Raw genomic sequence first — 22105 nt, forward strand, 5'->3', positions numbered from 1 at the left:
TTACCATAAAAAGCAATGAGTGTGCGCATAACCGGAATCGGGGTCGTTTCTGCCATCGGACTGAGCGTTCAGGAAAACCTGCTTGCATTGAAAGAAAGCAGAACCGGCATTATGCCATTCTCGTTTCTGGATGATGATAAAATCTTTCTGGCCGGTGCGGTAAAAGCAACAAATCCGGTTTTAAAAAAGGAATCAAAAACGCAAAGCCAGTTCATTTCGCGTACTACCTTGCTTGGACTGAAAGCTGCGCGGGAAGCCTATGGAAATGCAAAGCAGCACAATCAGATCAGAACGGGCATTATTTCTGCTACTTCGGTTGGCGGGATGGATCAGAGCGAGCAGTTTTACAATGCATACCTGGATGGAACGGATGCGGATTTTGCAATGCTCGGAACGCATGACAGCGGAAGCACTACGGAACGTATTGCAGCAGAACTGGGAATTTCGGGCTACATAAACACGCTTTCAACGGCTTGTTCGTCTGGTGCAAATGCCATTATGCTCGGGGCAAGGTTGCTGATGCAGGGAAAACTGGACCGGGTTCTGGTTGGCGGAACAGACGCGCTGACGAATTTTACGGTAAACGGGTTTCGCTCGCTGATGATTTACGACGAACAATGGTGCCGGCCGTTTGACGAATCCCGGGAAGGGCTGAACCTTGGAGAAGGAGCCGCCTTCCTGCTGCTTGAAAATGAAAAAAGCATCCGCTTCTCCGGCAACAGAACGCTGGCTTTTCTGAATGGCTGGGCAAATGCGGCGGATGCTTTTCACCAGACGGCTTCTTCGCCGGAAGGAAAAGGCGCAACGCTCGCTATGCAGAAAGCAATAGAAAAGTCCGGTATCAGTCCGTCGCAAATTTCGTACATCAATGCACATGGAACCGGTACAAAAAACAATGACCTTTCGGAATCTGTTGCGTTGACAAACGTTTTTGGCGATCAGGTGCCTGCATTCAGCTCAACCAAATCGTTTACAGGCCATACCCTCGCAGCCGCCGGCGCAGTGGAAGCCGTTTTTTCCGTTCTTGCCATTCAGAACCAACTGATTTATCCGAATATCAATTTCAGTACTCCGATAACGGAGACCGGACTTGAACCGGTCACGATTCTGCAGGCAGAAAAACCGGTTCATGCGGTGCTTTCCAACTCTTTCGGTTTTGGCGGAAACAATTCTTCACTGGTTTTTTCAGATCATGCCTGATCATTTTCTATCTTTCCGCTAACAGAAATTCTAAACATTTAAGCATTACATACTTGTATTACATTTCTGCCGCTTCCACGATTTCTCATCAGCCTGCATTTCTGAATCCGGGTTTTTCCGGCATGATCGAACCGCTGCATGCCGGTTCTGCACTGATTAATCCTGATTACAAGGAATATATTGAGCCCGGTTTGCTGCGCAGAATGAGTAAAATACTCCGTATGTCCGTTGCCTGTTCCGGAGCGTGCCTGAAACAAGGCGGGATCGAACATCCGGATGCCATTGTGGTCGGAACGGGATTGGGTTGCCTGCTGGATACAGAAAAGTTTCTGAACCATGCCTTAACGGTCAAAGGTTTACTGCCTCCGACTTCGTTTATTCAGTCTACGCATAATACCATGGCCGGACAGATTTCGCTCAGTCTTGGAAATCACGGTTATAACATGACGCATACGCAGAATTCCGTTTCTTTCGAAAATGCTTTGCTGGACGCCATGCTGCTGATTGATGAAGGCGAAAAACACATTCTTGCCGGTGCTGCAGACGAACATATAGCCTTGTTGGACGAAATTTCAAAGCAATTAAATGTCCGGTCAGATTCCCGATTTACTTCCGGGGCATCATTTTTTATACTTTCAGCTGAAAAGTCGGATCAAACTTTGGCCGGGATTAAAGATGCCGAAGCAGTGGGCCTTGTAAAGAATATACCGGAGCAAATTACGGCGTTTCTGGACAGGAACAATGTAAGTCCGGAGGATCTGGATCTGGTTTTATATGCCGGTTCCATCGTTGGAACGGAAGATGAAGAGAAGGGTTTTCAGTCCTTTTGGAAGATGGAAAATCTGCATGTTATAAATTACCTGAAGTACTCGGGCATTTATCCGACGGCATCGGCTTTTGCCTTGCACTTTGCCGTTGACAAAATGCAGCACACACGATCTTTAAAGAATATTCTGATTTGTAATTCATTGATTCAGCATAATTTGGGTCTCATTCTCGTACAATCCGTTGAAGCATAATATTGTAACCTTTACCGCCATTACTGTTTTTGCCCTGAGTGGAATCATATTCTGGGAAACAGGACTTGTTCTGATCGTTTTTGCGATCATTATACTGTTATATCTGGGTCTGACCGCCTACGGTTCCTTTCATATTCAGACCAATTACTTTCTTAAATCCATCAATTACGGTAAAAAAAAGGCCATTGCATTGACTTTTGACGACGGCCCCGATCCGGATACCACACCGAAAATTCTTCATATTCTAAAAGAAAAAGACATCAAGGCTGCATTTTTTGTAATCGGCAAAAAAGCAGAAAAATATCCTGAACTGCTGCGGCAAATGGATGAAGAAGGTCACATCGTCGCCAACCATACGTTCAGTCACCATTATTTTACGGCATTTTTCCCAACTCGAAAGCTGAAGGCCGAGCTTTTGAAATGCAATGCGGTTATCGCTGATATTCTTGGTAAGAAGCCTTTGTTTTTCCGGCCGCCGTTCGGTGTTACCAATCCGAGGTATGCAACCGTTCTGAAAGATCTCGGGCTGAATTCCATCGGCTGGTCTCTGCGCAGCCTCGACACCAAAGCGGAAAACAAATATCAGATCATCAACAAGATCATTTCGGAAATTGAAACCGGGCATATTGTTTTGCTGCACGATAACCGGAGCGTAACGGCTGATTCGCTGGAAGATGTCATTGAACATTGCCGGCAGAAAGGAATCCGTATCGAATCGCTTTCCAAACTTATTCAGAAAGAACCCTATGAAAATATATAGGTTACTTCCTTTTTTACTGATCTGTTCAGGGTTTTTTCAGTTGCATGCCCAGCATTTCAGACCTGCCGCCGAGCCTGACAAAATTCTGCAGGAACTGCGACAAGCTTCTGAAACCACTTCATCCGTTCAGGCTTCATTTTCCGAAGAAAAGTACCTCTCGGTTTTGAAAGAACCCGAGCGTTCATCCGGCGTATTTTATTATAAGAAGAAGGACAAAATGCGCTGGGAACAAAAACTTCCGGCTAAATACGTCATTCTGATCAGCGGCGACAATCTCAGGATTCAGGAAGGCGGAAAAGAAAAGAAAGTAGGGCAGGCGGGCAAAATGGCCGGCCAGATCAAGGAACTGATGATCGGGCTTGTCAACGGTGATTTTCAGCAGAACAAGGCCTTTTCACAAAGCTGCCTGGAAAGTGAAGATCAGTATATGATTGTGCTTACGCCCGTTAACCGTCGATTGAAAAACATTTATACAAGTGTAAAGCTGGTGTTTTCCAAAAATACGATGCGTTTGAAAGAGCTTTCTTTTTTCGAAAAGAACGGCGACAGAAGCATCATGAAATTCCAGAATGAAAAAATAAACCAGCCTCTGAACGACGGCATTTTTCAAAATCTGTAAGTATTATCCGGCCACTGCATGTTCCTGAACGATCTTTACAGCATCATAAATTTTAACCAGTCGGAGGATAAACTGGTTTCCGAAATCAGGCTGAATGCTTCGCATCGCTTGTTTCAGGGACATTTTCCGGGTATGCCGGTGACGCCGGGTGTCGTACAGCTTCAGATTGTAAAGGAATTGCTGGAACAGCATTTTCATAAAAAGATCAGGCTTGATACGCTGCGGTCATGCAAGTTCCTTCATATTCTGAACCCTGTGGAAAACCCGCTGATACGGATCAATATCAAGTGGCGTATATCGGAAAGTATGGAAGTTACCGCAAGTGCAGAATCCGGGGAAGTGATTTTCTTTAAAGTGCAGGCAACTTATCTGTAAAGTCATCAGCATGCTTACATTTGGATGCAAATTGCCAGTTATTCCAGCCCAATCAATCTGAAAAATGACCCTTAAGGATATCCATTGCTGTATCATTGTCCCGACTTACAACAATTCAAAAACGATCCGGAATGTTATTGCCGAGGTGCTGAGGTATTCAGACGGACAAGATGTGATTGTTATCAACGACGGCTCAACGGATGAAACGGAAATGATCCTGGCAGAGTTTGCTTCAAAAATCACCGTTCTGAACAATGAGCGTAATTCCGGAAAAGGCTATTCGCTGCGGAAAGGATTCCGGGAAGCCATAAGGCTGGGTTATGCAAACGCCATCTCGATTGATTCGGACGGACAGCATCTTCCTTCGGATATTCCGCTTTTTACAGACGCCGCCAGCCAGCATCCGGGTGCGCTGATTATGGGTTCGCGGGATATGGAACAGGAAGGTGTGCCGGGAAAAAGTTCGTTTGGAAACAAATTTTCAAATTTCTGGTATAAAGTCGAAACCGGTCTGACTTTGCCCGATACGCAGACCGGTTACCGCCTGTACCCGCTGGAACCGCTCCGTAAAATCCGCTTGTTTACAACCCGGTTTGAAACAGAAATTGAAGTGATCGTGAAAATGGCATGGCAAAATGTTCCCGTCGTTCCGATCCATATCCATGTGATTTATGACAAAAAAGAAAGAGTAACGCATTTCCGGCCGTTTATTGATTTTACCCGGATCAGTATCCTGAACACCTGGTTTGTGATCCTTACTTTGCTGTATTATCTGCCCAGAAGGATTTTTATCCGTGTAAAGAAGAAAGGACTCTGGAATATCATCAGGCATGAAGCTGTAAAACCCGAAGAATCCAATCTCAGCAAAGCCCGTTCGGTAGGTTTCGGTTTTTTCATGGGGATTTTTCCGGTATGGGGATTTCAGCTGCTGATCGGGATTCCGCTTGCGGTTTATTTCAAAATGAACAAAGTCCTTTTTCTGGCTGCGGCCAATATCAGCATTCCGCCGTTCATTCCGTTCATTATTTTCGGAAGCTACAAATTCGGAGGCCTGTTCTACAAAAACGGTACGCAGGTGAACAGTTTCAAAAATCTTACGCTCGAATCCATTCACGTTAATTTTTTACAGTATTTTATCGGCGGCGCGTTGCTCGCTGTTGTTGCAGGCACACTCGGATTTCTGTTTACTTATCTGATTTTATCGGTTACGCGTAAGAAAGAAAAAACGCTCGATTTCCCCGGTTTTATCAAGTAATTCTGTATTTAGAACAATTATATCGTTTAAAATTGATATTTATTGGAGTGAGAAGTTTAAACTTATAAACCGTTGGTAATAAGTTGTTTGTAGCATAATAACCCTTTTTGGACTACAACATTTCTGGAAAATATCATAAAATCTATACGAATTAATCTAAAATTAGCGGTTCCAGCCTTTAATATGAGGTCCCATTCTCTATATTTACGAGAATTATAAAACCTTTAATCAAATTCTGAATAGCGTATGAGTAACATTACTTATCTGGTGCCGGCACTTGGCCTCGTAGGCTTGCTGGTGATGTTCTTCAAAAGAGGCTGGGTTGTCCGTCAGGATGCAGGAAGCCCGGAAATGAAAAATATATCGGACGCCATAGCAGACGGTGCGCTGGCTTTCCTGAAAGCCGAATGGCGCGTACTCATTGTATTCGGTATTATAGTCAGTATTTTATTAGGTTACTCAGGCACACTTGTTGAAAATTCCAGTGCATTTATCGGCATATCTTTCGTAATCGGCGCGTTTGTTTCTGCATTTGCCGGCTACATCGGAATGAACATAGCAACGAAATCCAATGTTCGCACGACGCAGGCCGCGCGTTCCAGTCTTACCAAAGCACTGGAAGTTTCATTTACAGGCGGTTCGGTAATGGGTATCGGCGTTGCCAGTCTTGCCGTAATCGGACTTGGCGGCCTGTTTATCATTCTATATTCTGTATTTGTAACCGACGGCAGCGATGTAAACGGGCTCGGCATGGAAAAAGTACTGGAAGTGCTGGCCGGTTTTTCACTGGGAGCCGAATCCATCGCATTGTTTGCGCGCGTAGGCGGCGGCATTTATACCAAAGCGGCTGACGTAGGCGCGGATCTTGTCGGCAAAGTGGAGGCCGGCATTCCGGAAGACGACCCGCGCAACCCTGCAACGATTGCCGACAACGTGGGCGATAATGTGGGCGACGTTGCTGGAATGGGTGCCGATTTGTTTGGTTCCTACGTGGCTACGATATTGGCGACGATGGTTTTAGGCCGTGAAATCATTTCGGAATCCACGGATAATTTCGGCGGTATCTCACCGATTTTGCTGCCGATGGTCATTGCCGGCATCGGCCTGATCGCATCCATCATCGGTATGCTGCTCGTACGCGTCAGTAACGATGAAGGCAATGTGCAGGCTGCGTTGAACCGCGGCAACTGGGGCTCTATCATTATCGTACTGATCGCAAGCTATCCGCTTACTTTTTGGATGCTGCCCGAAGGCACGCTCACGATCCGGGGCGTTGATTTTACCGCAATAGATGTCTTCTGGGCTATTTTGCTGGGTTCAATTGTCGGTGCCATCATGTCAACGGTTACGGAATATTATACCGCCATGGGAAAACGCCCGGTTCAGTCCATTGTCAATCAGTCTTCGACCGGGCATGCGACAAACATCATCGGCGGACTTTCTGTGGGAATGGAATCAACCGTTGTTCCGACGCTTGTGCTGGCTGCTGGGATATTTATCAGCTACGAATTTGCAGGATTGTACGGCGTGGCCATTGCGGCTGCCGGAATGATGGCTACAACGGCCATGCAGCTTGCCATTGATGCTTTTGGCCCCATTGCCGATAATGCCGGAGGAATTGCTGAAATGGCTTATCTGCCGGAGGAAGTACGCGGCCGTACAGACATTCTGGACGCGGTAGGAAATACGACTGCGGCTTCGGGAAAAGGGTTCGCCATTGCTTCTGCGGCACTTACGTCCCTGGCGCTTTTTGCAGCATTCTGCGGCGTAGCGGGAATTAATTCCATCGATATTTACAAGGCCAACGTGCTTGCCGGTTTGTTTGTAGGCGCCATGATCCCGTTCATATTTTCTTCGCTGGCCATTGCGGCGGTTGGCCGTGCGGCTATGAAAATGGTTGAGGAAGTTCGCAGGCAGTTCCGTGAAATCCCCGGCATTATGGAAGGAACGGCAAAGCCTGAATACGATAAATGTGTTGCCATTTCTACACAGGCTTCCATTCGCGAAATGGTTGCTCCGGGGTTAATCGCCTTGATTGTTCCCGTAATCGTAGGATTTATTTTCGGGCCGGAAGTACTGGGCGGAACGCTGGCCGGCGTCACCGTTTCAGGCGTCTTGATGGGGATTTTTCAAAACAATGCCGGCGGCGCCTGGGACAATGCCAAAAAGTCCTTTGAAAAAGGAGCGGTTATCAACGGTGTTACGTACTATAAAAAGTCGGAACCGCATAAAGCTGCGGTTACGGGTGATACCGTCGGTGATCCATTCAAGGATACTTCGGGCCCGTCCATGAATATCCTGATCAAACTGATGTCCATTGTTTCGCTCGTCATTGCGCCGCATATTGCCGTGGAAGACAGAGAATCAGGCATCCTCAATAATCCAACTCATAAGATTGAAATGGCAAAAAAATATAAACCGGCAGAAACCAGTAAAGTTGAAACTGCTGATTATGCCATGCAGCTTAAAAAATAATACTTTGCAGCATCCAAGAAAATCCTGATTTCAGATTCTGGAATGATTTTTGTTCGGGAATATACGGACATGCAGCTTTGCTGAAAAGCTGATCAATGATCAAGTATATTCATTCTCAACCAAATAGAAGATCATGAAGAAGATATTTGTTATGGCTGCACTGATTGGATTATCGACTGCGGCATTTGCACAGGAATCGGCAAAAACAAAAGCAGACAAAGCCGTAGCTTCAACGAAGGCTGCCGGAAAACAGGCTGGTCAGGAAATTAAGAAAGATGCCAAGGAAGTTGGTGACAAAACCAGCGAAGGCGCAGACAAGGTAGGCAAAGGTATGAAGAAAGGTGCCAAGAAAGTAGAGAAAGGCGCTGAAAAAGCATACGATGCTACCAGAGACGAAGCAAAAAAAGTGAAGAAGAAAGCACAGGATTAATCTGTTTTTTTCAGCAATAAAATAAAAAATCCCGGACAGCAATGCCGGGATTTTTTTATGGGTAATGCATCCGGTTATCCGAGTTTCTTTTTAAGATAGGCCAGAGACAATTTATAAGCATCTTCAGTAGCGGCGGCATCGTACTTCGGGTTGCTCGGGTTGGCAAATCCGTGAACGGCATCGTACATCTTAATGGTAACCTGCTTTCCGGCTGCTTTCATATCTTTTTCAAATTTTGCCACAACTTCCGGGTTGATGCCCTGATCCTGCGAACCAAAAATACCCAGTACATCCGTTTGCAGCGTTTTCAGTTTTTCCACATCCTGTTCCGGACGGCCGTAGTACATGACGCAGCCCGCAACCTGTTTGCCGCTTGCAATGGCAGACTGCAATGACAGCATTCCGCCGAAACACCATCCGATGCTGGCGATTCTGGCATTTTTACCTGCATAGTTCAGTCCGCCTTTTGTAATGGAAGCAAGTCTGTCCGCAGATGCATTCTGCATAAGCTGGCCGGCTTCCTCGCGCGTGGTTCCCACTTTTCCGTCGTACATATCCAGTGCAAGCACATTTACATCGCCCAGATCTTTGTGCAGTTTGGCTGCCTCCTGCTTGATGTGATCGTTCAGTCCCCACCATTCCTGATATACCAGAAGCCATTTGTCCGATTTTTTAGGAGACTTTATCAAAAATCCGGAACCTGTTTTACCGTCAGGAGTCGGAAAACTGATCATTTCGCCGTTGCCTTGATATTTAAAAGGAACGGGAATTTCATGAAGAGCCTGAAACGCCGCATTTGCTGCCAGTTCAGACATGTCATTGGCAGCAGCAGGCGTGTGACAAACAGGGATTGTCAGCGTTTTGGTTACAGGTTCAGGCAGGAACATTCTGAACATAAAGATGGTCAGCAGAATAAAAATGGTTCTCATTGTTAAGGCTTAAAAGTTTGAAAAAATATCTCTGGCTTAAATATATGTAAATTAAAACAGAACTGAAGTTCTGCCGCATGCAGGCAAAACCATCCATTTTGAAAGACAGGGTCATCTGCATGCAAGAGTATTTATCATTGATGAAAATATTGTACTTATTAAAAAACAGGAACTTAATGCCGTAATGCGCCCGTTAAATATTCAGTAATTTATATTTGGTCATGAATCGCAAGCAATATTTTTTTATCATTCTTATACTGGGTTTTCTAGCAACAGTCAGCCCTTTTTCCATCGATATGTACCTTCCGGGCTTTCCCCGGATAGCTGCCGATCTTAAAACAACTATTGATAAAGTACAATTATCCTTAACAAGTTACCTCATCGGAATATGCATCGGGCAAGTACTTTACGGCCCTTTGCTGGATCGTTTCGGTCGTAAAAAACCGCTTTTTTTCGGGCTTGCATTGTATGTGCTGGCGTCCGTAGGCTGTGCATTTACTTCTTCTGTCGATGAACTTGTCCTGATGCGTTTTTTCCAGGCCATGGGCGGGTGTGTAGGTCTTGTGGCTTCACAGGCACTGGTCAGCGATCTTTTTCCTTCTGAAAAGCGGGCGGAAGTTTTTTCCATGATTACCCTGGTGATCGCCGTTTCTCCGATGATCGCACCAACGGTAGGCGGCTATGTTACGGGCGTCATTTCGTGGCACTGGATATTTATTATTCTGGCCGGGATCGTTTCCATGATCATGGCAGCCATTTATTTCTTTCTGCCAACGGGACGTCAGGCTGATACGTCGGTCTCTTTACGGCCAAAAGCAGTATTGTCCGGCTATTTTACTGTCATCAGGCAGCCTCAGTTTCTGATTTATACGCTTGCCGGCGGACTGGCAACCGCAGCTCCGTTTGCATACATTGCCGGTTCTTCGGATGTATTCATGAACATTTACAAAGTAAGTGAACAGCAGTACGGCTGGATATTTGCATTTCTTGCATTTGCCATGATCGGTTCAACGCAGCTGAATCATTTTCTTCTTAAAAAATACAGAAGCGAGCAGATCATCAAAACAACCCTGTTTTACCAGAGCATTGTCGGGCTGATCCTGATCGCGGGTGTTTATAACAACTGGTTCGGACTTTACTCACTTATCGGCATGATGTTCGTTTTTCTGATCGGACAGGGACTTACCGGCCCGAATACTTCTGCATTATCGCTGGCACCTTTCAGCAAGCATACGGGGAGCGCGTCTGCTTTAATGGGAAGCTGGAGAATGGGCTCCGGTGCTATTATTTCGGCTATTGTGAGTTTTTTACATAACAATACGGCCTTGCCTATGGTCGGAATGATGGCCTTTTGTTCACTGGGCGGCCTGTTCATTCTGCATACGGGCAACGCGGTTGTAAGGTATCATTCGAGCCGAAGAAAGGTGGAAGAGGAAGTTTCCGTCTTGTTGTAAAAAAAGGTTTATGGCAGATTTTGGACGGCATTCAGGATCATGGTGATGTATTCGTCCCGTTGGATGTCATAAGCAACTTCGGCATTCGGCTCCATTTCCAGTACATTGTAAAAGTCAACAACGGTTGTCCCTCTGGTCAGTTCACCTTTTGTTTCCACGGCAACATAGCAAGGTTTGGTCCGGAAAATGTCCGGATTAATCAGCCATGCAATGGCGCACGGATCATGCAGTGCAGCGCCGCCGTCCAGCTCGGAGCGGTGTTTCCTGTAAAAAATGGAAAAGAAATCCATCAGATCTGCGGCTGCAGCGGCAGACTTGTTTCCGATTTTTCTCAGTGCATCTATATCTTTCTGAAAAACCAGTGCCTTGTGCGTGACATCAAGCCCGCACATGGTTATCGGGATTCCGGATGAAAAAACGACAGCCGCCGCTTCCGGATCAGCAAAAATGTTGAATTCCGCAAGCGGCGTCATGTTGCCCCGGAATATGCCGCCGCCCATCAGGGAAATTCTTTCAATTTTATTTTTAAGATGCGGATAAGCAAGCAGGAAAATAGCAATATTGGTCAGCGGTCCGGTCGGCACAAGCGTCACTTTTTCAGTAGCACGGGTCAGGATTTCTGCAATGCCTTCACAGGCCGTTACAGGTTGCGCTGTCAGTGTGGCTTTTGGAAGTGAAGGTCCGTCAAGCCCGGTTTCGCCATGAACGTAATCTGCCGTAATCAGCTGACGGAACATCGGTTTTTCCGCACCTCTGTAAACGGGCACATGCGCACCGATCAGCGTCAGGATTTTTAACGCATTGTTCAATGTTTTTTCCTGTGTCTGGTTGCCGGCAGAAATGGTCACCGCTTTTACATCAAAAAGGCCGTTTCCAAATGCGAGCATCAGCATCAGTGCATCGTCATGCCCCGGATCACAGTCGATAATTACCGGAATTTTTTTTGTCATATGCCTGTAACGCCGAGTAACTACTTTTTACCAATTGACTTTTTATCCACCAGAATTCCCAATCCGTAATGATAAGGATAATTGTAAAGTTTCTGGCCCGTTTCGGCCGCAATGTCCTTCACAGCCCTTCTTACTTCCGGAAAGCTCTCGGTATCATGAAAAATGGTACAGCTGCTGTGCTGCGCCGCCCATAATCCGCACTCAAAAGTTTCTTTATAGTTATGCACAATGTCTACATGCGCAAGATCGTAGCGTTTGTTGTCGCGTTTTATCCAGTCTCGGTAATCCGATTTGACGAGCACAATATTTTGGTATTCAGCCAGTCTGTTGCTTGTTTCCTGAAAATGTTCAGCCTTGTTTTCGGTATGAATGTCTCCTTCGAAAGTATCCACGCCTGTAACGGACTTGAAGTAATTGGAAAACACCACAGCCGAATAACCGAATTCGACGCCGAATTCAATGCAGCTTTCATTTTTCAGCCCGAATCTTTCAATAATATCCGCAATGATCATTTCCAGACCTTTCCATGCCGACACGATTTCCAGCATTTTTTTAGGTTTGCTGAGCTTCACGGGTTTGTAAGGTACGATGTCTTTAATAAAATGATCATTTATATAAGTTCTGAGTCCCATGTCTGTAGCACTTTTAATGTTTAAACTGTAAAATAATAGGATCGGACATAAGGATCCATGCAGCAATGTCCGGCTTAAAATACGCCAACCAAATGGTAAATATAGAATTATATACTTGTAACCTGGTATTATTTAAAGCAAGTTGCATTGTTCCGCATGATACGATTGTACTTTCTGAAAACGGAGAAAGAATGTAACCGTTTCTTTCCTATTGTTTGATTGGTGCATTTTTCAAATTTACGAATTCAGCGGACAATCATCCGGCATTTTTTCGCCTGCAAAGCGGCTTTTCTTCCATATCGTACAAAGTAGTGATCCGCTTGTCAAACAAAAACGAAAGGTATTGCTGAATGGAACCGGTTAATAAATATTTCGGATCGCCGGATTTACGTACGACAAAATAGTACGTTGCAAGGCATCCATATAGCTGGAATCATTCAGTTAAAGCTTTTTGTTGACCGGATAATTAATATGACAGGCTGATCGACATAACTGCGGAATACGGCTGAATGACGGCAGAATTTGCCTTCTTTCCGGCATTTTTTGTGTAAAATCGGCCTTAATAATATTCTTCTGTGTTATTTTACAGCGATTTAAAAATCGTCAGCCGCATGAAAAATCTGTTCTTAGCATTCTTTATTTTCATCATTGCACTGCAATCCTGCAAGCATAAAACTGCCAATGAAACCTATTTACCTCCCGTAAAATCTGTATTTACAAACTATTATGAAGAAAGGCTTCAGCTTTACCCGCTGGAAGCTACCGTTAACGGGGACAACCGTTACAATGACCGCATGTCTGATGAACTTACAGAAGATGGAAGGGCTAAACTGAAAGAATTTTATAAAAAATACAAGGCGGAACTTGCAAGGTATGACCGTGAAAAGCTTTCGGATGAAGACAAGACCAGCTGGGATATTCTGCTGTGGGAATGCAATATTAACCTTGCGGAACTGAAATATCCGACTGAACTAATGCCTTTAAACCAGATTTTTTCCAAGCACCTGTTTATTTCCCAACTGGCCAGCGGAAGCAGCAGCCAGCCGTTCAAAACGGTGAAAGATTACGAAGACTGGCAGAAACGCGTTGACGGGTTTGTCGTCTGGTGCGATACGGCCCAGGTAAATATGCGTAAAGGAATCCAGCAAGGGTATGTACTGCCGGCTTCCCTGATCCGGAAAATGATACCGCAGCTGGCCGGAATGGATCACGGGCCGGTTAACGAACATCTGTTTTATGCACCGGTAAAAAAGTTTCCGAAAGACTTTTCAGCACAGGACAAGTCCCGTTTGAAAAAGGAATACGCAGAAATGGTGGAAAACAAGGTAATTCCGATGTTCAAAAAGCTGCATACTTTTGTGGAAGAAGAATACTTGCCTGCCGGAAGAAATACGGCCGGGTTCAAATCGCTGCCAAATGGAGAAGATCTTTATAACTACTACATAAAATACTACACGACAACCAATATGAAGTCCGACGAAATTCATAAGCTAGGACTAAGCGAAGTAGAAAGAATTTCTGCGGAAATGGAAAAAGTTAAAGCGCAGGTCGGCTTTAAAGGTGACCTCAAATCTTTTTTCGATTTTGTGCGCGCCAATCCGAAATTGATGCCGTTCAAACAGCCGAAGGAAGTAATTACCCATTTCAACAAAATACACGAGGTCATGAAGCCGAACCTGAAAAAGCTGTTTGACCTTACCCCCAAAACCGCTTTTGAAGTACGCAGAACGGAAGCTTTTCGCGAGGCGTCGGCATCTGCGGAGTATAATTCAGGATTGCCGGACGGTTCCAGGCCGGGTGTATTCTACGTTCCGATTCCGGATGTGAAAAAGTACAATATTGTTTCGGATGAAAGCCTTTTCCTGCATGAAGCCATTCCCGGACACCATTATCAGATTTCTCTTCAGCAGGAAAATACGGCGCTTCCCGACTTTCGTAAAAATCTCTGGTACAGTGCTTACGGGGAAGGCTGGGCGCTATATGCTGAATCGTTGGGCAAGGAACTGGGCCTTTATACCGATCCGTATCAGTATTTTGGCATGCTGAGCGGCGAAATGCACCGCGCCATCCGTCTCGTTGTGGATACGGGAATCCATTCCAAAGGCTGGTCGAGAGAAAAAGCCATTCAGTATTCACTGGATCATGAAGCCGAGTCGAAAGAAAGTATTACGGCGGAAATCGAGCGGTATATGGCCGGTGGCGGGCAAGCTTTATCCTATAAAATCGGTCAGCTGAAAATCAGACAATTAAGATCCAAAGCCGAAAAGAAACTGGGCTCCGGATTTCAGATCCGTGAGTTTCACAATCTGGTGCTTGAATCGGGATGCGTTCCTTTGGAAATTCTGGAAGACAAGGTCAACAAATGGATTGCCAGCAAAAGCTGATTCTTTTTTAGCTTCTTACTATTAACTGAACCCGGGCTTCTTCCACGATGTCCGGGTTTTGTGCGTATATAAATACCTGGATAATTTATCTATCCAGATTTTTATCACGCGTGAACCGACGGGCTGCAATGGCTGGCCTTTGGCTGCTGTATGCATGGTGTATTCAGCGCCTTTCCGTTCCACCTGCACGGTCTGAACATTTTTCTTCCTGCTGAAAATCTCGTCTTCCGGATCACGTATTTTTCACTTTTCGCAACAAGGCAAGTCCGTCGCCATGTACGATTGCGCTTACATGCGGCGCATCGCCTGCTTTGCATCATAACCTGAAGTTCCCGTCAGTTTGGGAATGCGGAACAGTACAGTGCAGGACAGTTGTAAAATTTAGAAAAGACAAATTGTACCATTAAATGTACATTTTTTTAATTAATTAATTATATTAATGAAAAAATGTCCTGCTACGTTCCTGAACCCTTAATTATGAAATTGAAGACAGGATTTATCATAACGCTTCTCACGGCCGGAATTGCTTTTGCCATACAATCCTGCAACAAAGCGCCTGGTACTCAGGAGGCGGAAAGGAAATTGCCTGATCAGGTCAGTTATAATTTTGATATCCGTCCGATCCTTTCCGACAAATGCCTCGCATGTCACGGTCCCGATGCCAACAAACGGGAAGCCGGTCTCCGGCTGGATGTGGAGGAAAGTGCCTTTGAAGCATTGCAGGAAAATCCGGAAGCCCATGCGCTGGTGAAAGGAAAGCCGGAATTTTCACAGGCATACCTGCGCATGACGACCAAAGACACGGCATTGCTGATGCCGCCGCCGGCCTCCAATCTGAAACTGACGCAGCGCGAAATCGGCCTGATCGAAAAGTGGATCCGGCAAGGTGCCAGGTATGAAAAGCACTGGGCATTTGTAACGCCGAAAAAACCCGCCTTGCCGGAAGTTTCTGACAAAAAATGGCCGGTGAATGAAATTGATTATTTCATCCTGCAAAAATTGGAAGAAAACGGCATGAAGCCCAATGAAGAAGCGGACAAGGAACGGCTTCTGAAAAGGCTGAGCCTCGATCTGGTCGGTTTGCCGCCCACGCTTGAAATGATGGACAAATTCCTGGCAGACAAGCGGCCTGATGCATACGAACGCATGATCGATCAGTTGCTGAAAAGTCCGGCGTATGGTGAAAAAATGTCCTTGCACTGGCTGGATCTGGCACGTTATGCCGACTCGCACGGCTATCAGGATGACGGTTACCGCACGCAATGGCCCTGGCGCGACTGGGTTATCCATGCTTTTAACAACAACATGCATTACAATGATTTTGTGAGCTGGCAGCTTGCGGGCGATCTGATGCCGAACGCAACGAAGGAACAGCTGCTTGCAACGGGATTCAACCGGAACCATAAAATCACCGAAGAAGGCGGCGTCATTCCCGAAGAATACCGGATCATGTATGTTACCGACCGTAACGATCTGTTCGGAAAAGGGCTTCTGGGCGTTACGCTGGAATGCGCGCATTGTCACGATCATAAATACGATCCTTTTTCGCAAAAGGAATATTATCAGATGTTTGCGTTTTTTAACAACGTAAAAGAAGTCGGTATTGAATCCGTAATCGGCGGGCCGGAAACGTACGCCAAAAAGCCGTTGATGGAGATCAGCGATGAGGATGTGAAAGGCATTCTGAGCTTTGTAAACAAAACAGATACCAATCAGCTGATCGTATCGGTCATGGGCGATCTGGATACGACGCGCAAGACGTACATTCTGAACCGCGGCGTGTACGATGCACCGGGCGATGAAGTGCAGCCCGGAACGCCGGCTTCCATTTTGCCTTTTGATAAAAAATATCCTAAAAACCGGCTCGGACTTTCGCAATGGCTTTTTGACAAACGAAATCCGCTGACTGCACGGGTTTATGTAAACATTCTCTGGCAGGAATTCTTTGGAAAAGGGATTGTAAAAACCTCCGGAGATTTTGGCATGCAGGGTGAACTGCCTTCCCATCCTGCCTTGCTGGACTGGCTTGCAACCGATTTTATGGAGCACGACTGGGACATCAAACGGCTTGTAAAGCAAATGGTATCCACGGCCGCTTACAGGCAATCGGCTGTTGTGAGCAAGGAAAAACTGGCAAAAGATCCCGACAATATTTTACTCGCAAGAGGCCCGCGCTATCGTATCCATGCAGAATTCATTAAAGATCTTGTGCTGGCAAGCAGCGGATTACTGAACAAAACAATCGGCGGCCCGAGCGTGAAGCCTTATCAGCCGGCGGGCTTGTGGGAAGGTGCCACTTCAGGAAGAGGTTTGCTTTCCGTTTACAATCAGGATCACGGTTCTGCGCTGTACCGACGCGGCATGTACACGCTGATCAAACGAACGGTTCCGCCGCCTACCATGAGCATTTTTGATGCAAGTAACCGGGATTTATGCGAAGTAAAAAGACTTAAAACCAACACGCCGCTTCAGGCACTGGTGATGATGAACGACCCTGCCGTGCTGGAAGCTTCGAGAGTGCTGGCCACAAAACTGTTGCAGGAAAAAAGTGAAGATAAAGATAAAATAACTAAAGCTTTCCGGCTGATCGTCTGCCGGAAGCCAAGTGAAAAGGAGCTGGATATTCTGACCGCCTATTACGAAAGGCAACTGAAAAGCATTCAGCCAAAGTCGGCTGAAAAAATGCTTGCGGCAGGAGAGTACCCACTTACCAAAAATCTGGATAAAAAGGCCGCAGCTGCCTTCATGCGTGTGATTTCGACCATTTACAATCTGGAAGAAACGATCACCAAATCATAACTGAAAATCATCCGAATGCTTGAAGCCTAATGCCGAGAGCCAACCGTCCGAAGCATGGAAAAAGAAATTCTTGAACACGGGTTCAGTTTTAACAGAAGGCGCTTCTTATCCTCGATGAGCCTCGGACTTGGAAGTGTGGCACTCGGCTCGCTGCTCATGCCCGATCTGCTGAAAGGCGGAAACAGGGACGAAGAGGGACTCACGCCCGGCATTCCCCATTTTGCCCCGAAAGCAAAACGGGTCATTTACATGTTCCAGAACGGCGCGCCTTCGCAGCAGGAACTGTTTGACTACAAACCCAAACTGCGCGAAATGTTTGGTCAGGAAATTCCGCCTTCGGTACGCGGCATGCAGCGGCTTACCGGCATGACGGCCAATCAGGCATCTTTTCCGCTGGTGGGATCGTTCGTGGATTTCAAACAATACGGCGATTCTCAGGCCTGGGTAAGTAATCTGATGCCTTATACGGCCAGGATCGTCAATGACCTTTGCTTTGTCAAATCCATGTACACGGAAGCCATTAACCATGATCCGGCGTTAACTTTTTTGCAAACGGGTTCACAGCAGGGAAACCGTCCGAGCATGGGTTCGTGGCTGAGTTACGGGCTGGGAAATGAAAATAAAAACCTTCCGAATTTTACCGTACTGCTGTCGCGCGGCGTAGGAAACGGGCAGGGCGTTTATTCCAAATTGTGGTCCAACGGTTTTCTGGATTCTGTGCATCAGGGCGTTCAGTTCAGCAAAGGAGAAGATCCGGTATTGTACCTCCGCGATCCCGACGGCATGAACCGACAGGAACGCCGCGACATGCTCGACAATCTGGCGCAGCTCAACGATCTTTCCTATCAGGAATTCGGCGATCCGGAAATTGCAGCGAAAATCAAGCAGTACGAAATGGCTTACCGCATGCAGACTGCCGTTCCGGAAGTCATGGATCTGTCCCGTGAATCGGATGATATCGTCAAGTTATACGGGCCGGAATGCCTTGTTCCGGGAACTTATGCCGCTAATTGCCTCCTTGCGCGCAAGCTTTCCGAAAACGGCGTCCGTTTTGTACAGCTTTATCATCAGGGTTGGGACCAGCATGGAAACCTTCCGTTTGAAATAACCAAACAGGCCATGGACGTGGATCAGGCTTCTGCCGCACTGGTTACGGATCTGAAACAAAGAGGCTTGCTCGATGAAACGCTTGTGATCTGGGGCGGGGAGTTTGGCCGTACGAGCTACACGCAAGGCAAGCTTACTGCCGACAATTACGGTCGTGATCATCATCCGCGCTGTTTTACCATCTGGATGGCCGGCGGCGGTATAAAACCGGGTATGGTGTACGGAGAAACCGATGAACTTGGCTATAACATCGTAAAAGATCCGGTGCATGTGCATGATTTTCAGGCAACTATTTTGCATCAGCTCGGGCTTGACCATGAAAAGCTGGTTTTCAGGCATCTGGGCAGAAGGTACCGGCTGACCGACGTTTCAGGCAAAGTTATTAGAGATATTATCAGTTAATAAAGGATTTAAATGCATTCAAAATTCAGGACTTTTGCCGGACAGCTTCTGATCGCCTCCCAAATCTTTATTCTGTTTCTGCTTCTTTTTGAAAATAAACTGGTGATTCCGGCCTGGCTTCAGACCATCGGCCGCATGCATCCGCTGATCCTGCATTTCCCGATTGTCATTCTGTTGCTGGCCATGCTGCTGGAATTTTTCAGCTTTCGTCCGGAGTATGCCAAAAATCCTTTTTACAGGAATTTTCTTCATAATCTGCTGCTTGCGGGCTCGCTGCTGGCTGCCGTTACGGTTATAATGGGATTGTTTCTTTCAAAGGAAGAAGGATACGAAGGCGAAATCCTGACGTATCACAAGTGGACCGGAGTCGGAATTTTCTTCTTTGCTTCCTTTATTTACTTCATTCGAAATTCGTCCTGGTATAAAGCGCCGGTTGCAAAAGCCGGCTCACTGCTGACCGTCGCGGCATTGGTTGTAACCGGGCACTACGGCGCGGCATTGACGCACGGCATGAATTTCATCTGGGAGCCGATTGAATCTACGAAAGAGGCCGCAGCTGTTTCACCGGATGAGGCCATTGTATTTACCCACATTGTGCAGCCGATTCTGGAACAAAAATGTACAAGTTGTCATAATCCGGACAAAATGAAAGGTCAGCTGAGCCTTACGGACGCACAATCTCTGCTGAAAGGCGGCAAATCGGGAAAGTTGCTCGTTCCCGGAAATCCGGAAATCAGTTTGCTTCTTCAGCGCATTCATTTGCCAAATGATGAAAAAAAGCACATGCCGCCGATCGGAAAGCCGCAGCTTACGCCACAGGAAACGGCAATTCTTAACCTTTGGATTAAAGATCAGGCAAAAATTGATAAAAAACTGGCTTCATATCCGGAAAATGACTCGCTCCGGTTTCTGGCAGCAGCGTATCTTCGGCCAGCGGGTCAAATGGAAGCGTATGATTTTGAGCCTGCCGATGAAGATGAAATTACAGCACTCAATTCGGATTACCGGACTATTGTTCCGGTTGCCAAAAATTCTCCTGCGCTGGCCGTCAATATTTACAACCGGGCAACGTATACTTCCAGGCAGCTGAATGATCTGGAAAGTATAAGAAAGCAAGTAATTTCCTTGAACCTGAATAAATTGCCGGTAAAAGATGCCGATCTTGAAATCATCGGAAAGTTTGAAAACCTGCAAAGGCTGAACCTGAACTTTACCGAAATTTCGGCCGGCGGACTGAAAGCATTGACCGGGTTGAAAAACCTTTCCAGTCTGGCTATTTCAGGAACGAAGATCAAATACGGTGAACTCAGCGCATTGCTTCCGGCATTTAAAAACCTGAAAACGGTTTCCGTCTGGAACACGCCGTTATCAGAACCGGAAATCGCACAGCTTCAGAAGGCCAATGGCAATTTGGCCATCATCGGCGGTTTTAAAGATGACGGCAAAAATATGCTGCGTTTGAACCCGCCGCAGATGAAAAACAGTTCGCCCGTATTTGCCGGAACCATGGCTTTGCAACTGAAACATCCGATAAACGGCGTTGAAATCCGTTATACAATGGACGGCAGTGAACCGGACAGTGTAAAATCGCCATTAGTCAGTGATAAAATGCTGCTGACCAAAAGTGAAAATATCAAGGCAAAAGCGTTCAAAAACGGTTGGTACGGAAGTGAAACGGTGCAATTTGATGTGTACAAAAGCAGCCTTCAGCCCGACAGCGTGCAGTTGCTTGCCCCGCTGAACCGCGTGCATCAGGCAACGGGCGCCAAAACTTTTTTTGACCGGAAACTGGGCGTAATCGGCGCCAACAATCCCGCCTGGGCCAATAACTGGGCCGCCGTAAAGGATAACGACATGATCCTTGTTTCGGAATTCAAAAAACCTGCGCTGATTTCCTCCGTCGGCATTCATTATATGATTGAAGAAGATACCGGCATTTTTCCTCCTGAAACCGTGGAAGTTTGGGGCGGAAAAGATGCTGAAAGCATGAAATTGCTGTCAAAGTTCCAAACGGCAATGCCTGCAAAAGGGGATAAGCCTTCTTTGAAAACGATGGAAGGCAAGTTTAAGCCGCAAACCGTTTCCTGTCTGAAAATAGTCGCAAAGCCGCTGAACAAGATTCCGGAATGGCACAAAAACAAAGGCGGCAAAGCGCTGTTGCTTGTGGATGAAATGTTCCTGAATTAAAACCTGAAACTTACACTTTTTGAATGCACGGCTGCAATGACTATATAAACGTTACGGCGTATACTGGTTTGTTTACCGCGTCACTGCCTCGTTTTTACCACTTCACAAATTTCAGGCGCAAGGTGATAGTTGCCATACGGTGCTTTGTTCACAGAAATAAATGGGCAGAGATTTAAAAACCAACCTTTGGATAGTTCAAAACAGCCTCCTGCTATATCCCTAATTAAGAAAAAGATATTTTGATAATCTTTGTCAGCAAGGGTTTACTTGATCATTCATATAACACACTTTTTACAATGGTAAAAATTACAAAGCGCCTCTCATTTGGCCTGACTTCTGTTTGTCTTTCAACTGTACTCCTGATGAACAGCTGCTCAGAAGATGCACTAACACCGGTGCCAGAAGCTGCTGTTAACAAAAGCTCAAATTTAAGAGAAAGCATCAATCCTATTCAGCCAGTGTACCTTGCGCCTACGCTTGGACAGCCCGGCATGAAATCTCTACCAAATGGCTGGACTTCTTTAAAAAATTATGCTACTTCGGATGTTCATGCATTGGGTGGCAATCCAAATACACCCTGGTTAACAGCTAACCTGGCTTCACCGGAATCGGGTTTTACCAAATTTATTACTCTTAAAACCCAATACAGTCCCTACAACTCTGAAAATAAATCATGTTGGGCAGAAAGCCAGATAAAGAATCTGAAACCAGGCAAAAAATACGAGCTGACCTTTTATGTCTCTACCAACAAAGCTTACCAGGGAGGAGAAAAGGCACTCTTGGCAGAAGAAGTTTACTTTCAGTTACGAAGTGAGACCAATTTATTTGGATTCCTTATTGTCGAACATATTGATTTAAAAAGCAAACCTGAGCAATGGATAAAGAAAACAATTGCATTTACGGCGGAAGAACCGACTCTTGAGATACTTTTCAAAGTCAATCATCCTGGATGGGTTACGATTGGTAGTGCATATACCAATATTTTTATTTCCCCCACTGCAGTTAAGCAAATAAATTAGACAATCCATCTATCAGTTTTACTTAACAGCAAAGACCACTCTGAAAGTGGTTTTTGCTGTTTTGAGCTTTAAAGGAATTCGCATAGATTGTATCAAATGCTATGAACAA

The 22105-nt window shown here is 46.0% G+C and carries 17 protein-coding genes; 14 read left to right on the forward strand and 3 right to left on the reverse strand.

Annotated elements, in window-relative coordinates:
* Nucleotides 1-15 precede the first annotated feature (15 nt).
* From FEM33_RS03090 to FEM33_RS03125, 8 genes are all read left to right on the forward strand, one after another.
* Nucleotides 16-1200, forward strand: a complete 1185-nt coding sequence (locus FEM33_RS03090; protein ID WP_139010647.1) for a beta-ketoacyl-[acyl-carrier-protein] synthase family protein — start codon at nt 16-18, stop codon at nt 1198-1200.
* 53 nt (nt 1201-1253) lie between these two features.
* Nucleotides 1254-2219 (forward strand): beta-ketoacyl synthase chain length factor, encoded by a 966-nt coding sequence (locus tag FEM33_RS03095; protein WP_229214062.1) that lies wholly within the window; start codon nt 1254-1256, stop codon nt 2217-2219.
* Nucleotides 2209-2979 carry a polysaccharide deacetylase family protein gene (locus FEM33_RS03100; protein WP_139010648.1) on the forward strand — a complete coding sequence of 257 codons (771 nt, stop codon included), beginning with the start codon at nt 2209-2211 and terminating at the stop codon, nt 2977-2979. The genes FEM33_RS03095 and FEM33_RS03100 overlap by 11 nt, the downstream gene beginning before the upstream one ends.
* On the forward strand, nt 2966-3598 hold the full coding sequence (gene lolA2 / locus FEM33_RS03105; protein WP_139010649.1) for a flexirubin biosynthesis/transport protein LolA2: 633 nt from the start codon (nt 2966-2968) through the stop codon (nt 3596-3598). The genes FEM33_RS03100 and lolA2 overlap by 14 nt, the downstream gene beginning before the upstream one ends.
* A gap of 18 nt (nt 3599-3616) precedes the next feature.
* Nucleotides 3617-3973, forward strand: a complete 357-nt coding sequence (locus FEM33_RS03110; protein WP_139010650.1) for an ApeI family dehydratase — start codon at nt 3617-3619, stop codon at nt 3971-3973.
* A 64-nt stretch (nt 3974-4037) separates the two neighbouring features.
* Complete coding sequence (locus FEM33_RS03115) at nt 4038-5228, forward strand: DUF2062 domain-containing protein (RefSeq protein ID WP_139010651.1); 1191 nt, start codon at nt 4038-4040, stop codon at nt 5226-5228.
* A 246-nt stretch (nt 5229-5474) separates the two neighbouring features.
* Nucleotides 5475-7703, forward strand: coding sequence for a sodium-translocating pyrophosphatase (locus tag FEM33_RS03120; protein WP_139010652.1), 2229 nt, complete (start codon nt 5475-5477; stop codon nt 7701-7703).
* Nucleotides 7704-7836: 133 nt separating this feature from the next.
* Entirely contained in the window at nt 7837-8133 is a 297-nt protein-coding gene (locus FEM33_RS03125) for a hypothetical protein (protein WP_139010653.1), read from the forward strand.
* Between the two features lie 74 nt (nt 8134-8207).
* Here FEM33_RS03125 and FEM33_RS03130 read toward each other — a convergent pair whose 3' ends face one another.
* Nucleotides 8208-9062: a dienelactone hydrolase family protein gene (locus FEM33_RS03130; RefSeq protein WP_139010654.1), complete on the reverse strand. Its 855-nt coding sequence runs from the start codon at nt 9060-9062 to the stop codon at nt 8208-8210.
* 221 nt (nt 9063-9283) lie between these two features.
* On the opposite strand from FEM33_RS03130, the gene FEM33_RS03135 reads away from it, so the two are divergent.
* On the forward strand, nt 9284-10516 hold the full coding sequence (locus FEM33_RS03135) for a multidrug effflux MFS transporter (protein ID WP_139010655.1): 1233 nt from the start codon (nt 9284-9286) through the stop codon (nt 10514-10516).
* 8 nt (nt 10517-10524) lie between these two features.
* Here the strand turns inward: FEM33_RS03135 and FEM33_RS03140 are convergent, their stop codons facing one another.
* Nucleotides 10525-11466, reverse strand: a complete 942-nt coding sequence (locus FEM33_RS03140; protein ID WP_139010656.1) for a nucleoside hydrolase — start codon at nt 11464-11466, stop codon at nt 10525-10527.
* A 20-nt stretch (nt 11467-11486) separates the two neighbouring features.
* Nucleotides 11487-12098 carry a class I SAM-dependent methyltransferase gene (locus tag FEM33_RS03145; protein ID WP_139010657.1) on the reverse strand — a complete coding sequence of 204 codons (612 nt, stop codon included), beginning with the start codon at nt 12096-12098 and terminating at the stop codon, nt 11487-11489.
* Between the two features lie 611 nt (nt 12099-12709).
* On the opposite strand from FEM33_RS03145, the gene FEM33_RS03150 reads away from it, so the two are divergent.
* From FEM33_RS03150 to FEM33_RS03170, 5 genes are all read left to right on the forward strand, one after another.
* A complete protein-coding gene (locus FEM33_RS03150) occupies nt 12710-14482 on the forward strand; it encodes a DUF885 domain-containing protein (RefSeq protein WP_139010658.1) in 1773 nt (590 codons plus the stop codon).
* A gap of 477 nt (nt 14483-14959) precedes the next feature.
* Nucleotides 14960-17281 carry a PSD1 and planctomycete cytochrome C domain-containing protein gene (locus tag FEM33_RS03155; protein WP_139010659.1) on the forward strand — a complete coding sequence of 774 codons (2322 nt, stop codon included), beginning with the start codon at nt 14960-14962 and terminating at the stop codon, nt 17279-17281.
* Nucleotides 17282-17335: 54 nt separating this feature from the next.
* Nucleotides 17336-18790 carry a DUF1501 domain-containing protein gene (locus FEM33_RS03160; RefSeq protein ID WP_139010660.1) on the forward strand — a complete coding sequence of 485 codons (1455 nt, stop codon included), beginning with the start codon at nt 17336-17338 and terminating at the stop codon, nt 18788-18790.
* 12 nt (nt 18791-18802) lie between these two features.
* Nucleotides 18803-20977, forward strand: coding sequence for a c-type cytochrome domain-containing protein (locus tag FEM33_RS03165; RefSeq protein WP_139010661.1), 2175 nt, complete (start codon nt 18803-18805; stop codon nt 20975-20977).
* Between the two features lie 296 nt (nt 20978-21273).
* Entirely contained in the window at nt 21274-21996 is a 723-nt protein-coding gene (locus FEM33_RS03170) for a hypothetical protein (protein ID WP_139010662.1), read from the forward strand.
* The last annotated feature ends 109 nt before the right edge of the window (nt 21997-22105 follow it).

This window comes from Dyadobacter flavalbus, assembly GCF_006149045.1.
In the GTDB taxonomy this organism is placed as follows: Bacteria; Bacteroidota; Bacteroidia; order Cytophagales; family Spirosomataceae; genus Dyadobacter; species Dyadobacter flavalbus.

Coding starts and splice junctions, on each gene's coding strand:
- FEM33_RS03115 (WP_139010651.1), top strand. CDS start 4,038: ATGACCCTTAAGGATATCCATTGCTGTATCATTGTCCCGACTTACAAC.
- FEM33_RS03130 (WP_139010654.1), bottom strand. CDS start 9,062: ATGAGAACCATTTTTATTCTGCTGACCATCTTTATGTTCAGAATGTTC.
- FEM33_RS03140 (WP_139010656.1), bottom strand. CDS start 11,466: ATGACAAAAAAAATTCCGGTAATTATCGACTGTGATCCGGGGCATGAC.
- FEM33_RS03155 (WP_139010659.1), top strand. CDS start 14,960: ATGAAATTGAAGACAGGATTTATCATAACGCTTCTCACGGCCGGAATT.
- FEM33_RS03165 (WP_139010661.1), top strand. CDS start 18,803: ATGCATTCAAAATTCAGGACTTTTGCCGGACAGCTTCTGATCGCCTCC.
- FEM33_RS03145 (WP_139010657.1), bottom strand. CDS start 12,098: ATGGGACTCAGAACTTATATAAATGATCATTTTATTAAAGACATCGTA.
- lolA2 (WP_139010649.1), top strand. CDS start 2,966: ATGAAAATATATAGGTTACTTCCTTTTTTACTGATCTGTTCAGGGTTT.
- FEM33_RS03160 (WP_139010660.1), top strand. CDS start 17,336: ATGGAAAAAGAAATTCTTGAACACGGGTTCAGTTTTAACAGAAGGCGC.
- FEM33_RS03090 (WP_139010647.1), top strand. CDS start 16: ATGAGTGTGCGCATAACCGGAATCGGGGTCGTTTCTGCCATCGGACTG.
- FEM33_RS03135 (WP_139010655.1), top strand. CDS start 9,284: ATGAATCGCAAGCAATATTTTTTTATCATTCTTATACTGGGTTTTCTA.
- FEM33_RS03170 (WP_139010662.1), top strand. CDS start 21,274: ATGGTAAAAATTACAAAGCGCCTCTCATTTGGCCTGACTTCTGTTTGT.
- FEM33_RS03120 (WP_139010652.1), top strand. CDS start 5,475: ATGAGTAACATTACTTATCTGGTGCCGGCACTTGGCCTCGTAGGCTTG.
- FEM33_RS03125 (WP_139010653.1), top strand. CDS start 7,837: ATGAAGAAGATATTTGTTATGGCTGCACTGATTGGATTATCGACTGCG.
- FEM33_RS03150 (WP_139010658.1), top strand. CDS start 12,710: ATGAAAAATCTGTTCTTAGCATTCTTTATTTTCATCATTGCACTGCAA.
- FEM33_RS03110 (WP_139010650.1), top strand. CDS start 3,617: ATGTTCCTGAACGATCTTTACAGCATCATAAATTTTAACCAGTCGGAG.